Genomic DNA, 15,024 nt, shown 5'->3' on the forward strand with positions numbered 1-15,024 from the left:
TTAAAAAATTTTTTTTTAAAGGTTGTTACACGCTATTTATATTGCACACAATAACGTCTTTTCATTCGTAGGCTGGTAGAAATACTTAAAGAAAATCAATGTTTACGCAGGTCCGCTCAGCAAACCGCAGAGTATCTCCTGTTGAGGATAACAAACACAAAGTTGTAATAAAAGCAGTTTATGTTGTCCTTGAGCCACAATACCAAAATTCCTTAACGGAAGCTGCAAAGTCAATAAATAATATGAATGGGCCAATAGGTATAGACCTTAGCGGCTATCTTATCGAAGAACTTAGGAACGATAGTAATTTTGAAGATTTTAAAGAAGATATAGCTAATGCAGATATATTCATTGCTTCTCTCATTTTCATTGAAGACCTTGCTCAAAAAGTCGTCGATGCAGTATCTCCATTTAAAGACAAACTTAAAGCATCAATTGTCTTCCCCTCCATGCCAGAGGTAATGAGATTAAATAAGCTAGGTTCATTTAGTATGGCCCAACTTGGTCAATCTAAAAGTATTATTGGAGATTTAATAAAAAAGAAAAAAGAATCAGATGGAGCAAGTTTCCAAGATTCAATGTTGAAGTTATTAAATACACTACCATCAATACTTAAATATCTGCCAGTAGAAAAAGCTCAAGATGCCAGAACATTTATTCTAAGTTTTCAGTACTGGTTAGGTGGTACCACTGAAAACTTAAAAAACTTTTTGTTAATGATTTCTGAAAAGTACGCTGTTTCAGAGATCATAAAAGATCAAATAGAAGAATTCAAAATTCAAGACCCTGAAACATTCCCAGATTTAGGAATTTGGCATCCTCTTGCTCCTTGCATGTTTGAAAGTCTTAAAGAATATCAAAATTGGGAAAACAATAGGAAAGATATAAATCCCAAAGATGACAAAACTCCAACAATAGGCTTAGTGCTTCAAAGGAGTCATATAGTTACGGGAGATGATGCTCATTACGTTGCTGTTATTCAAGAATTGGAATACAGAGGTGCGAGAGTACTTCCTATTTTCTGCGGAGGTCTAGATTTTTCTAAACCAGTAAATGAATTTTATTACGATTCCATAAATAAGGATCAACCTATAGTAGATGGAGTTGTATCTCTAACAGGATTTGCACTTGTTGGTGGGCCAGCAAGACAAGATCATCCTAAAGCTATTGAAGCCCTAAAAAGGTTAAACAGACCATATATGGTTGCACTTCCATTAGTTTTCCAAACCACACAAGAATGGGAAGACAGTGATCTAGGTTTACACCCTGTTCAGGTAGCACTTCAGATTGCAATTCCAGAGCTTGATGGTGCTATTGAACCTATAATTCTTTCAGGTCGCGATGATGCTACAGGTAAGGCTCATACGCTCCAAGATCGAGTTGATGTAATAGCTGAAAGAGCAATAAAGTGGTCAACATTAAGAGTCAAACCAAGAAAGGAAAAAAAATTAGCCATCACAGTATTTAGTTTTCCACCAGACAAAGGAAATGTTGGTACGGCAGCATACTTGAATGTTTTTGGTTCAATTTATAGAGTACTTCTTGAAATGAAATCGAAAGGATATCAAATAGATGAACTTCCAAGTAATTCAAAAGAATTAATGGAAAAAGTAATTAACAACCCTGAAGCGATGGATGGATCTCCAGAGTTAAATATTGCTCATAAGATGTCAGTAAAAGAATACGAAGAGTTCACACCATATTCACAACGACTTGAAGAGAATTGGGGTAAACCTCCTGGGAACCTGAATAGTGACGGACAAAACCTTCTTATCTATGGAAAACATTTTGGAAATGTTTTTATAGGAGTTCAACCTACATTCGGTTATGAAGGTGATCCCATGAGATTGCTCTATTCAAGAAGTGCTAGTCCTCATCATGGTTTTGCTGCTTATTACACGTATGTAGAAAAAATCTGGGGGGCTGATGCTGTTCTCCATTTTGGAACTCACGGCTCACTTGAATTTATGCCTGGGAAGCAGATGGGCATGAGTGAAACTTGCTATCCGGATTCTCTTATTGGATCTTTGCCTAATTTGTATTACTATGCTGCGAATAATCCATCTGAAGCAACAATTGCGAAGAGAAGAGGATACGCTTCAACTATTAGTTATCTTACTCCTCCAGCGGAAAATGCAGGACTCTACAAAGGACTTAAAGAACTAAGTGAACTCGTTGGTTCTTATCAACAATTAAGAGAAAATAGCAGGGGTATTCAAATTGTTAATGCAATAGTTGAGACTTCTAAACAATGTAACCTCGACAAAGATGTTGAGCTTCCTTCAAAAGATGTAGAAGAACTTTCATTAGATGAAAGAGATTTATTTGTTGGTAATGTCTATAAACAATTGATGGAAATTGAAAGTAGATTGTTACCTTGTGGTCTTCATACTATTGGTGAAGCTCCAACAGCAGAAGAAGCTGTTGCAACGCTTGTAAATATTGCATCTTTAGAGAGAGAACAAGAAGGATTAAGATCTCTTCCTGGATTACTTGCAGAATCCATCGGTCTAACTATTGAACAAATTTATGATGGGAATAATAGAGGTGAACTTAAATTTGTAGAATTAAATGAAAAAATCATAAAGACAGCAAGAGAATCCATTTTTGCGATGGTCAACTCTTTAAAAATTGTTGATGGCAGAGTTTATTTAGAAAAATCACTTCTTTCTAAACTTTTCGATTTACTTAAAGTTTTTGGTTTAAATTTACCCACTCCTTGGCTAAGGGTTTGTAAATCAAATGGATTTAATGAAGTTAACCAGAAAGAATTAAATAAATTATTTGATTATTTACTTTTCTGCTTGGAACAAGTCTGTGCAGACAAAGAGATGGATAGCCTTATCAAAGCATTAGATGGTAATTATGTTTTACCAGGACCAGGAGGAGATCCTATAAGAAACCCAGGTGTTTTACCAAGCGGTAAGAACATCCATGCACTTGATCCTCAATCAATTCCAACTACTGCAGCAGTAGCCGCAGCTAAATCAGTAGTTGACAAATTAATTGAAAGACAAAGAGAAGAGCAAGGTATTTGGCCTGAAACAATTGCATGCGTTTTATGGGGTACTGACAACATCAAAACCTATGGAGAATCTCTCGCACAAATCTTATGGTTTGTAGGGGTAAAACCAAAGCCAGACTCTGTGGGAAGAATAAACAAATTGGAATTGATTCCATTAGAAGAATTAGGAAGACCAAGAATAGATGTAGTAGTAAATTGTTCTGGTGTGTTTAGAGACCTATTTATAAATCAAATGGCATTAATAGACCAGGCAGTCAAATTAGCTGCTGAGGCTGATGAGCCTTTGGAGTCAAATTTTGTTAGAAAACACTCATTAGAGCAGGCAGAAAAAGAAGGTACTTCAATTAGGGAAGCATATTCGAGAGTATTCTCAAATGCTAGTGGTAGCTACAGTTCAAATGTTAATTTAGCCGTGGAAAATTCAACTTGGGAAGAAGAAAATGAGTTACAAGAGATGTATTTATCTCGTAAGACATATGCTTTCAATGCTGATAATCCAGGAGAAATGAATCAAAAAAGAGATGTATTTGAATCTGTTATGAAAACAGCAGATGTTACATTCCAGAACCTTGATTCCTCAGAAATTTCTCTAACAGATGTAAGTCATTATTTTGATTCTGATCCAACAAAATTAATAAAAACACTAAGAGATGATGGCAAAGAGCCTAGTAGTTACATAGCAGATACTACTACTTCTAACGCTCAAGTTAGGACACTTGGAGAGACTATTAGATTAGACTCAAGAACTAAACTTCTAAATCCCAAATGGTATGAAGGTATGCTCAAATCTGGTTATGAGGGAGTAAGAGAGCTTTCCAATAGACTTAATTACACACTTGGTTGGAGTGCGACGAGTGGTCAAGTAGATAATTTTGTATATGAAGAAACTAATGAAACATTTATAAATGATGAAGAAATGAGGAAAAGACTAATGGATCTAAATCCCAATAGTTTTAGAAGAATAGTAGGGACTTTACTAGAAGTTAATGGTAGAGGATATTGGGAAACATCAGAAGAAAATATAGAACAGTTAAAAGAACTTTACCAAGAAGTAGAGGATAAAATTGAAGGTGTAAAAGAATAATAATCTTTCTATTTCCGATAGATTTTATCGGCAACTTTTAGAATTTGAGAGTTCATTCTTACATTATGAACTCTCACTATATCGATATTAAAATGAGAACAGATGCAACTTATTGCTAGAGTGCCAATATCCCTTTCCTTGGGATTTTCTTCATTTAGGATTTCCCCTATGAATCTTTTCCTTGAGGCACCAATCAAGATTGGTAAGTTTAATTCCTTAAATACATTCAAGTTTCTTAAAATTTCCAGATTTTGATTTATATCTTTTGAAAAACCAATCCCTGGATCCACAATTATATTTTTTTTAGATATTCTTTTATCTAAAGCATTTTCTATCAAAGTCTCAAGAGAACACTTAACTTCACTCAATACGTTCTTGTAGTTAGATAATTTATTCATGTTTTGGCTATTTCCACGACTATGAGTTATGACAAAAGGACAGTTGAATTTCGAAACTACATCCAAAATTTCTTTATCCCTCCTTCCTCCTGTAACATCATTTATCCAGTTTGCACCATTTAAAAGAGCTTCTTGAGCTACCTCAGAATTAAATGTATCAATAGAAATTAAGATCTCTGGATATTCAGATTTTATTAATTTCAAATATGGTATCAACCGTTTTATTTCAACCTTAGATCCAACTTCTTCAGCCCCAGGTCTCGTACTCTGCGCACCAAGATCAATAATGTCAACACCATTAAGTAAAAAATGATTAACTTGATCTAGAACTTTTTTTGTAGAGTTTAAATCTCCACCATCACTAAAAGAGTCAGGTGTTAAATTAATAACACCCATTATTGAAGTTTTTTGTCCCCAGCCCATAGGCCAAGGGGTTGTTTTATTGATAATTTGCAATTCTTGCAAAACTATTAGGATCTAATGAAGCCCCTCCAACTAAGACTCCATCTATATCACTCATGGACATAATTTCGTCAATATTATTTGGCTTAACAGATCCCCCATATTGAATAATTACATCATCAAAACCTATTAATTTTCTAATCAATGAACATATCTCATTAGCGTCTTTAGCTTCACATGTTTTACCTGTTCCAATAGCCCAAATTGGTTCATAAGCCACTATGAGATTTGATGGATCTGTATTTTCTAAACCCTGTTCAACCTGTCTAGTAATAACTCTACTTGCTTCTCCTCTCTCTCTTTGTTCCAATGTTTCTCCAACACAAACTATTGGAGTAAGACCACTAGATTGAGCAAAAACTGCTCTTTTATTAATTTGTTCATCACTTTCACTAAAATATTTCCTTGGCTCACTGTGGCCAACTATTGCGTATGAGACTCCATGTTCAAGCAACATTTTTGGTGATATCTCAGCCGTAAATGCTCCTTCATCTTCCCAATGAATATTTTGACTAGAAATATCTAAATAATCAAAATCAGAATGATTAGAAAAGGTTGAAATAGCAGTAAATGGTGGAGCAATAACTATTTTACGGTCATCCTGAATGGTTTTTATTAAGGGTATAAACTCCTCTAAATACAATTTTGCCTCAGCACAAGTCATGTGCATTTTCCAATTTCCAGCAATAACAGATTTTCTCAAAATACTATCTCCAAGAAAAATATACTAATATAAATTGAGCTTAATAGGGCAACTATTCAAAAATTAATTCATTTTTTAGAAACATAACTTTATCTCCCCTATTAAGTTTTCTGCCTCTTCTAGTTTCAATTTCTCCATTAACTTTGACTGAACCAGATTTAATTAAAAATTTCGCCTCACCACCAGAAGAAACTAAATTTTGCCATTTTAAGAATTGATCTAATTTCATTGTTTTGTAAATTCAAAGATATTGATAAAGTAGGATAAATAATAAAATATATAATATCTTGCGATTAATACCATCAGTCAAACCATATTCAAATAGGTTTATAAAGGGCTTTATATGCATGCTTATTTACGTAGGTTGTTGGCCATTATTAGCTTATCTCGCAGGAAATTTAATCCCTGCTATTGGGAGCGGCGATCTCTCAAAAGTATCTAACATTATTGTCAAATCTTTATTAATATTTTTAATTCAAAAAGCTGCCCAATTTGGTCAAGATGTATTTATAGCGAAACCATCACTAGAAATTAGTGAAATAATGAGAGGAAATTTATTTAATAAAATTCAAAAAATAAATTTGAATTCTATTGAAAAGATTTCAGCCGGAGATATCACATATCGACTTACAGAAGACGCTGATAGAGTCAGCGAAGTTATTTATAAGACTGCTCAAGATACTATTCCATGTTCCTTACAATTATTAGCTGTAATAATTTATATGATTTACTTAGATTGGTCACTCACGTTATCAACTTTTGTATTAGCACCAATGATTATTCTCTCAGTTAATAGTTTTGGGAGAAGAGTTTTATCAGCATCTGAAAAGAGTCAAGAATCAACGAGTGACTTAGCAGGCTTAATAGGTGAATCTATTAATGGAATGTCGACAATAAGAGCCTTTGCTGCCGAAAACTGGATTGAGAAAAGATTTTACAAGAGATTAAGTGCAAATAAAAAAGCAAAATATAAAACATTGAAATTACTTGCATTTCAGCATCCGATTGTCGGCTTTTTAGAAGCATTTGGGATATTAGCTGTATTAGGTTTAGGAGCAACAAGAATTAACTTAGGCCTTCTGACTAGTCAAGAGTTTAGCAGTTTTTTTGCTGCAATATTGATGCTTATTGATCCAATAAGCCATGTAAGTACGAATTTTAATGATTACAAACAAGCTGAAGCATCTATAAAAAGGTTGAAAAACATTAATCAAGAACCTATAGAAGATAATAAAAAGAATTTAACAAGAATATCCAATATTGAAGGCGAAATAATTTTCAAGAAAGTGAGTTTTGAATATAAAAAAGATAATCACGTTCTTAAAAATATAAATTTAGAAATTAAAAAAGGAGAAGTTACAGCTTTCGTTGGAGCTTCAGGTGCTGGGAAAAGTACAATGATGGCACTAATGTTAAAATTTATAAAACCAAGTATTGGAGATATTTTTATAGATAATAAGAATTTAAAATCATTAAATACCAAAGACATAAGAAATAATATTGCACTTGTACAACAACAGCCTTTTTTATTTTCAGGAAAAATAATTGATGTAATAAAAATGGGTAGAAAATTTACAAAAGAAGAAGTTATGGAGGCCGCAAAAAAAGCAAATGCTCACTACTTTATTCAAAATCTTCCTGATAAATATGAAACTAAAATCACGGAAAGGGGATCGAATTTATCAGGCGGTCAGATCCAAAGGATAGCAATTGCAAGAGCAATTTTAGGAAACCCATCCATTCTTCTATTAGATGAAGCTACAAGTGCATTAGATGCAGAATCCGAATCAGAAGTTCAAGAAGGGCTTAATAGAGCTATGAAGGGTAGAACTGTTGTTGTAATTGCTCATAGATTGGCGACAACTCAAGAAGCAGATAAAATAGTTGTCTTTGATAAGGGTAAAATAGTTGAAGCTGGGAAACACTATGATCTAATAAATAAGAAAGGAATTTATAAAGAATTATGTGAAAAACAATTGATAAAGAGAATTTAATTTTATCTTGTTTATTAAAAATTAAATTCATGAATTCAGAGACTAACGATTCTACTAACCCAGTTTTAACCTTTGAAGGAAAGAAATATTTGATAAATGAACTCTCTAAAGATATCAAAGAATCAATCAGAGGTTTACAAATAGCAGAAACTCAAATGAAAATGCATGAAGACACTTTGAAATTACTATCGATTAGTCGAAACTCTTTAGCAAATGAATTAAGAGAAAAACTAAAAAACTTAGAGTAAAGTTTTATTATTTATGGATTTCTTGTAGTGAGTAAATATCAATATTATTACTTCGAAGAGATTTAATTGCTTTTAAGGCTGCCTTTGCTCCAGGAATCGTTGTAAAAGTTGGGATATTATATTCTAAAGCAGCTCTTCTCAAATATGCGTCATCATGAAGAGCCTGTGAACCAACTGGAGTATTAATTATTAATTGAATAAGTCCCGAACGAATTAAATCCTCTATATTTGGTCTGCCTTCATGTACTTTTAGAACTTCCTCAACTTGAATACCTAAATCAAATAAATATTTTGCAGTACCTTTTGTTGCGACTAATTTAAATCCTAAAATCAACAATTCCTTGGCAATTTCATCAAGATTTTTTTTATCTAAATCATTTGTAGACAAAAAAGCAACGCCCTCACAAGGAACACCATTACCGGCCGCTAATTCTGATTTAGCATAAGCGATTCCGAAATCTTTTGCTAAACCCATTACTTCTCCAGTGGATCGCATTTCAGGACCGAGTAGTGTATCAGATCCAGGAAATCTTTTGAATGGTAGAACAGCTTCTTTTACTGCCTGATATTTTGGAGTAAATTCTTCTGTAAAATTAATATTCTCTAATGTAAAACCCTGCATTAACTGAGTAGCTAATTTAGCAACTGGTTTACCTATAGCTTTTGAAACAAACGGGACAGTTCTGGAAGCTCTTGGATTTGCTTCTAGTATAAAAACTTTGTTTTCATCATTATCTAAATTGGTAACTGCGAATTGTAAATTAATTAAACCAACAACATTTAGTCTTTTTGCGATTAATTTAGTCCACTTTCTAACTGTATCTAATGTCGATCTTGAAAGAGATATGGATGGCAAACAGCAGGCCGAGTCTCCAGAATGAATTCCTGCAGGTTCAACATGCTCCATTAGACCAGCAATTACAACCGAACCTTCTGAATCACATAAAGCATCAACATCTATTTCAATAGCATTATTCAAATATTGATCAAGAAGAATTGGACGATCAGGAGATACTCTGGATGCCTCAGATATATATCTCGATAATTCATTCTCATTCTTAACAATTTCCATTGCTCTTCCACCTAATACATAAGAAGGTCTTACAACCAAAGGAAACCCTATATTTTTTGCTACATTTTGTGCCTCATTTTCATTACTAGCTAATCCGTTTAAAGGTTGCCTAATATTTAATTCTTCAAGTATTTTTGTGAATTCCTCTCTATCTTCTGCTAAATCAATTGAGATTGGCGAGGTACCGAGAATTTTTGATCCAGTTCTTAGTCCATCATTAGATTTAAGCCACTCAAATAAAGGCATTGATAATTTCAGAGGAGTTTGACCTCCAAATTGAACAATCAAACCATGAGGATTTTCAGTTTCTATTATATTTAATACATCCTCTAAAGTTACAGGCTCAAAATATAAGATATCACTTGTATCGTAGTCCGTTGATACGGTTTCGGGGTTACTATTAACCATTATTGTTTTATAACCATTTGTGGAAGCTTGATATGAAGCATGACAACAACAGTAATCAAATTCTATTCCCTGACCAATTCTGTTTGGGCCACCACCAAGAATCATAATTTTTTTTGATTTAAAATTTTCTGAAATCTCGCTTTCAAAAACTTGAGAATTTAAATTAATAAAATAGTCCTCGTAAGTTGAATAATGATAAGGAGTTGAAGATGAAAACTCAGCTGAACAAGTATCAACAGTTTTATAAGTGGGAATGATTTGCAAATCTTTTCTATATTTTCTTACTTCAAAAAACTCAGAATTAGTCAACTTTGCAATCTGTTGATCTGAAAAGCCTAATTGTTTAGCATGTAGCATCAAATCTCTATCTAAATTATAAAGTTCTTTATCCTTCAAAAATTCAATTTCAAAATTTAAGATATTTCGTAATTTTTCAATAAACCATAAATCTATATTCGTAACTTCTTGAATATAAGAGTTAGTTTTTCCAAGCTCCATTGCTTTTTTAACTATGAGAATTCTCTCAGATGTTGGGTTTCTTAAACTATTCTTTAAGTCATTTTCGTTTTTAATTAGATCTAGTGAATCACATTCCCATCCAGAGATACCTTCTTCTAAGGACCTTAAGGCTTTCTGAAATGATTCTTCAAAAGAACGACCTATAGCCATAGACTCCCCTACAGATTTCATAGATGTACTTAAGGTATTTGAAGAGCCTTTAAACTTTTCAAAAGCAAACCTAGGCACTTTAGTAACGACGTAATCAATTGACGGTTCGAAACATGCGGGTGTTTTTTTTGTAATGTCATTAATAATCTCATCAAGTGTATAGCCAACAGATAATAAAGCTGCAATCTTAGCTATTGGGAATCCAGTTGCTTTACTTGCTAAAGCAGAGGATCTACTTACACGAGGATTCATTTCGATGACAATTACTTCTCCATTAATTGGATTAATTGCAAATTGAATATTGCTGCCCCCAGTTTCAACACCTACCTCTCTAATAATTTTCAATGCCAGGTCCCTCAATCTCTGATATTCCTTATCAGTTAGTGTCTGTGCAGGCGCTACAGTAATAGAATCTCCAGTATGAACACCCATTGGATCTAAGTTCTCAATACTACAAACAATTACAACGTTGTCTGCATTGTCTCTCATAACTTCTAATTCAAACTCTTTCCATCCAATAAGTGATTTTTCAATTAATATCTGATTACTAGGACTTTCCTCTAATCCTGTTTTACACAATTCGTCAAATTCTTCAAGGTTATATGCAATTCCACCTCCTACTCCACCCAAGGTAAATGCAGGCCTTATTATTAAAGGATAAGAATTAATTTTTTTTAATACATTTTTTGCTTCAGTTAAATCAGACGCAATACCAGATGGGCACACATTTACATTTATTTTTTCCATAGATTCTTTAAACAATTTTCTATCTTCGGCTTTATTAATAGCTTTTAAATCAGCACCAATTAATTCAACATTATTTTTATTTAAAAAATCTAACTCTGATAATTTAACCACAAGATTCAAAGCAGTTTGACCTCCCATGGTGGGAAGAATTGCATCAGGTTTCTCCCTTAAAATAATCTGAGAAACAATTTCAGGAGTTAATGGTTCAATATATGTTTTGCTTGCTATCTCAGGATCAGTCATTATCGATGCGGGATTTGAATTTATTAAGATAATTTCATATCCAGCTTTTCTTAAAGCTTTGCAGGCTTGAGTACCAGAGTAATCAAATTCGCAAGCTTGTCCAATAACAATCGGGCCAGAACCTAGAATAAGAATTTTTTTAAGATCACCTCTTTGAGGCATAATTAAAACTTCATTTATTTCATGCTACTTATAAATCATCAGATGTTAATCAAGTTACTTGAAAAGCAACATTTGTTTCTATAGTATTGAAAGAAATTAATTTTTTATGAGCGAACTTCAGCGACTTAAAAGTTTGTTGCCTCCAGAAAATGAAAGTTGGGTATTTGTTGAAGCTGCTGCAGCTATAGATCCACCCTTAATAACCCTCGAGGAAATCGGTCGTGACGAAGTAGAAATACAAATAGATTTAGAAAAATGGGATAATTTTGCTATTGACCACAGAAATTTATTATTTTGGCATGAAGTAGGGAAAATTCAAAATGACACAATACCCAGAGATGGCTGGGAAATGGCTGCTCTTGCAATAGGTCTTGGAGGAGCAATAGGGGAGCTATGGGTACAAGATGGATTACTTCTATTACTAGCTCTTGGATTATCGAGTTTTGCAGGATATAGGCTATATATAAAGAATAATTCTGAAAAAAGACTTCAAGACGCTATTCTTGCTGACGAAAGAGCAATAGACCTAGCTTGTAGATTTGGTTATAGCATCCCAAATGCTTATAAAAGCCTCGGAGGAGCTTTAAAGGAGTTAATTGAGAACACTAGAAAAAAGAAAAAAAGAAGTTTCTTTGAAGATAGATTAGATGCCTTAAGAAAAAGTGCAGAAAAAGCAAGATCAGAATTATCTCAGCAAGAAGGTTCAGAAAAATCTGTCTCAAGTGAAAATGTATATGGACAATAAAAGTTTGGTTTATATGGCAGCCAAAGCTTGTGATGAAAAAAAAGCTAGAGATATTAAGCTAATAAAAATTGATAAAGTTTCGTTTATTAGCGAATGGATATTAATAGCAGAGGGATTATCTGATGTACAAGTTAGATCTATAACTAACTCTGTAGAGGGGGAGTTGAGAGAGAAAGCCAAAATTGAACCAATAAGAAAAGAAGGGGTTAGCGAGGCTAAATGGGCTTTACTAGACTATGGTGATTTAATTGTGAATATTTTCCAACCAGAAATAAGAAAATTTTACGATCTTGAATCATTTTGGAGTAATGGAGACGATCTTACATTTCCATAATTATCACATCATGAGCGATTCTAAATGCCCTGTCCCTAAGGAACAACAACCCACAAATGAATTCATTGAATTATCAAAATCAATCATTTTTTCATGGCCAAAGACCAAAAAGTCACTTATTTTTGTATTGATAAAATTTTGGTTAGGTGCTTTTGTTATTTTTCTCGTTATTTCTTCAGGAAGTATATATTTCGAAAAATCAATTTTTAAATACATACTGATAAGTTTTTTTAGCAGTTTATCAATACCTCTTCTGATTTCCATAAGATTATATTTAGGATGGAATCACATATTTAAAAGATTAACCTCTGAAAAAGTTGAGTATGAAGAATCAGGTTGGTATGACGGTCAAGTATGGATAAAGCCATTAGTTTTAAAGGAAAAAGAATCACTTATTGCCTCAATTGAGGTAAAACCTATTTTAAGAAATTTAATTCAAATTCTTTCTATTATCTTAGTCTTAGCTTTATCAGGAATTTTGCTTTTTCAATATAGTAATTTTTAAATGAGTTCAAACTTCAAAAATCTCTACACTTCGAATAATCCCCCTTTACAAGCAACGTTAATAAGAGGTTCAAAAATTGAGTCGATTCATAAAGTTCATGCTGTTATTAGCGATAAAAAAGGAAGGGTTTTAATGTGCGCAGGAAATCCAGAATATAAAAGTTTTATAAGATCAGCTTTAAAACCATTTCAGGCAATACCTTTTGTTAGCAGTGGGGCTGCATCAAAAATTAATAATGCTTCAAAATCAATTGCATTAGCATGCGGTTCACATAGTGGGACAAAACTACATTCGAGGGAAGCCTTCAAAATTTTATGGGAATATGACATCGACATCAATAATTTGAAATGTCCAATATTAAAAACAAGTCCATTAGAACATAATTGTTCAGGTAAACATGCTGCCTTCCTAGCCACATGTAAAAAATTGAATTGGCCATTAGAGAGTTACTTAAAGGGAGATCATCCTCTTCAAATAGAAATATTCAGAATAATTTCTGAATTACTTGAAATCCCCGTAACTGAAATAAATGCAGAACGTGATGATTGTGGTGCCCCAACACTTTATTTAAAGCTAATAGAAATGTCTAAATTATATTCACTTTTAAGCAGCTCCGAAAATGCTGAATTAGAGCAAATCAGTAGAGCTATGACAACTAACCCAATAATGATTAGTGACAACAATAAATTTGATACGGAAATAATAAAGTCCTCTCATGGAAAAGTTATAGGTAAAGGTGGTGCCGAAGGAATTCAGTGCCTTTGTAAATTAAATGATGGAATAGGACTGGCATTAAAAGTTGAAGATGGTTCAAGAAGAGCCAAGCATGCTGTAAGTCTCCACCTACTTAAACAACTAGATTGGATATCTGAATTAAGAATCCAAGACATTGAAGAGAAAGTATTCAATTTTTCTCAAGGAGTGAGAATTGAAGTAAAAGGTCAATTAAAATTCCAAGAATCCTAAAGAAATAAAAAAAACAACACTTCTAGATGTATGCTATGTATATGTCGCGGGGTAGAGCAGTCTGGTAGCTCGTCGGGCTCATAACCCGAAGGTCGGAAGTTCAAATCTCCCCCCCGCCACCAATTTTCATAGCCTCCTTTAAGGAGACTTTTTTTTGCAGCTACAGTGCTTTTATATAAAAAATATTCACTTTATTCTCTAGATTGTGCGTTATTCAAATGGAATTGAATATCCTAAAAAAAGGGTGGCCTAAGGATACAATCAAATAAAAAGAAGCTAAGAGAAGATTTGTTAGATAACTACTTGGAAGAAATAAAAGGGAACACATACTTTTTATATCTGGGGAAGAAGAATAAAAACTAATAAATAAAGAAGACATGTTATAGATTTTTATAACTAAACGACCAAAATGTGATCTATTTACCTATTTATCATTTTTAGTTTTTAAAATATATAAAAATTTAAATTTCTAATAAAATGGTACTAAAAAAAGAAGACAATATTCGAAGCGAAAGCTTTTTCCCAGATAGTAATTATTATCTTGATCTACAAGAAAATTTTAAAGAGACTCCACCCTCAGAAGACCAAATACCTAATATGGGTAGGGATTTTGTATGGCCAAATAGCTATTGGTTTATTGCGGAAAGAACGAATGGAAGATTAGCAATGATAGGCTTCATGGCTGTCATCATTAATTACACTCTATTTGGATGGATAGCATATCCAATACTTTAAGTGAGGAATTATAATTTTGTTAAAAATGTTGTAAATAAGTCTGAAAAGCATTAGCTGCAATATGCCACATTTGTATTAAAAACATTTGCTATTTATTTTGGCTGTTTTTTTTTCAATAAGGCTAGTTTCCACTATTTCGCTTTAAAAATATTTAAATTTTGGAATTGCAATAGATAAAACCCTCTAAGTTATGGCTAATGACTTAAAAGGCATACTTTTATATTTAGGTTTAACTAAATTAAAAGTTTTAAAGGAGAAAACCCAATGGAGTAAATTTAAGCCTTGTTAAATCAATGCATTAAATTTTATAACCAGATTATTAATAAACCGAAGGTCAGAAGTAGAACCTTCCTTTTGCATCGTTTTAAAACAGTCTAAAATATATTTCTTAATTTATATTGACTTAACTATACTTAGTTAAAGAATAAATTAGGATTTTTAAATGCATAAAAATAAGTATTTAAAACTTATTAAAGATCCTTTTGCATTGAAAACTTTAAATCAATTCTTACTATTAGTCCAAT

At 32.7% G+C, this 15,024-nt stretch carries 12 protein-coding genes and 1 tRNA gene; 9 read left to right on the forward strand and 4 right to left on the reverse strand.

The genetic code is table 11. The annotated features are described in order from the left end of the window. The first annotated feature begins 98 nt into the window (after positions 1-98). A complete protein-coding gene (locus tag EU91_RS03940; RefSeq protein WP_032524490.1) occupies positions 99-4,109 on the forward strand; it encodes a magnesium chelatase subunit H in 4,011 nt (1,336 codons plus the stop codon). 8 nt (positions 4,110-4,117) lie between these two features. Here the strand turns inward: EU91_RS03940 and folP are convergent, their stop codons facing one another. From folP to EU91_RS03925, 3 genes are read right to left on the reverse strand one after another with little or no spacing between them, the layout of a single operon-like run. Next, positions 4,118-4,963, reverse strand: coding sequence for a dihydropteroate synthase (gene folP / locus EU91_RS03935; protein ID WP_082303030.1), 846 nt, complete (start codon positions 4,961-4,963; stop codon positions 4,118-4,120). Beyond that, complete coding sequence (gene tpiA / locus EU91_RS03930; RefSeq protein WP_032524491.1) at positions 4,947-5,672, reverse strand: triose-phosphate isomerase; 726 nt, start codon at positions 5,670-5,672, stop codon at positions 4,947-4,949. The genes folP and tpiA overlap by 17 nt, the downstream gene beginning before the upstream one ends. 52 nt (positions 5,673-5,724) lie before the next feature. Further along, positions 5,725-5,901, reverse strand: a complete 177-nt coding sequence (locus EU91_RS03925; protein WP_032524492.1) for an RNA-binding S4 domain-containing protein — start codon at positions 5,899-5,901, stop codon at positions 5,725-5,727. 118 nt (positions 5,902-6,019) lie between these two features. On the opposite strand from EU91_RS03925, the gene EU91_RS03920 reads away from it, so the two are divergent. Together EU91_RS03920 and EU91_RS03915 are read left to right on the forward strand one after the other, a co-directional pair. After that, positions 6,020-7,666: an ABC transporter ATP-binding protein gene (locus EU91_RS03920; RefSeq protein WP_052041276.1), complete on the forward strand. Its 1,647-nt coding sequence runs from the start codon at positions 6,020-6,022 to the stop codon at positions 7,664-7,666. A 29-nt stretch (positions 7,667-7,695) separates the two neighbouring features. After that, positions 7,696-7,914 carry a DUF6447 family protein gene (locus EU91_RS03915; RefSeq protein ID WP_032524494.1) on the forward strand — a complete coding sequence of 73 codons (219 nt, stop codon included), beginning with the start codon at positions 7,696-7,698 and terminating at the stop codon, positions 7,912-7,914. A gap of 7 nt (positions 7,915-7,921) precedes the next feature. Here the strand turns inward: EU91_RS03915 and carB are convergent, their stop codons facing one another. Further along, on the reverse strand, positions 7,922-11,215 hold the full coding sequence (carB, locus tag EU91_RS03910; RefSeq protein ID WP_032524495.1) for a carbamoyl-phosphate synthase large subunit: 3,294 nt from the start codon (positions 11,213-11,215) through the stop codon (positions 7,922-7,924). A gap of 106 nt (positions 11,216-11,321) precedes the next feature. Between carB and EU91_RS03905 the strand changes: the two genes are divergently transcribed. The 6 genes from EU91_RS03905 (at position 11,322) to EU91_RS09390 (ending at position 14,500) form a co-directional block, all read left to right on the forward strand. Next, positions 11,322-11,960 (forward strand): DUF3318 domain-containing protein, encoded by a 639-nt coding sequence (locus tag EU91_RS03905; RefSeq protein WP_032524496.1) that lies wholly within the window; start codon positions 11,322-11,324, stop codon positions 11,958-11,960. After that, the gene (gene rsfS, locus EU91_RS03900; protein WP_032524497.1) at positions 11,950-12,294 is read left to right on the forward strand and encodes a ribosome silencing factor; all 345 of its coding nucleotides are present in this window, start codon (positions 11,950-11,952) and stop codon (positions 12,292-12,294) included. The genes EU91_RS03905 and rsfS overlap by 11 nt, the downstream gene beginning before the upstream one ends. A 10-nt stretch (positions 12,295-12,304) precedes the next feature. Next, a complete protein-coding gene (locus tag EU91_RS03895) occupies positions 12,305-12,799 on the forward strand; it encodes a CGLD27 family protein (RefSeq protein WP_032524498.1) in 495 nt (164 codons plus the stop codon). Further along, positions 12,800-13,765 carry an asparaginase gene (locus EU91_RS03890; RefSeq protein ID WP_032524499.1) on the forward strand — a complete coding sequence of 322 codons (966 nt, stop codon included), beginning with the start codon at positions 12,800-12,802 and terminating at the stop codon, positions 13,763-13,765. Positions 13,766-13,810: 45 nt separating this feature from the next. Continuing rightward, positions 13,811-13,887 (forward strand) — tRNA-Met (locus EU91_RS0108625). A gap of 355 nt (positions 13,888-14,242) precedes the next feature. After that, positions 14,243-14,500, forward strand: a complete 258-nt coding sequence (locus EU91_RS09390) for a high light inducible protein (RefSeq protein ID WP_032524500.1) — start codon at positions 14,243-14,245, stop codon at positions 14,498-14,500. Positions 14,501-15,024 lie beyond the last annotated feature (524 nt).

It is taken from the genome of Prochlorococcus marinus str. GP2 (assembly GCF_000759885.1).
Classification (GTDB): Bacteria; Cyanobacteriota; Cyanobacteriia; order PCC-6307; family Cyanobiaceae; genus Prochlorococcus_A; species Prochlorococcus_A marinus_J.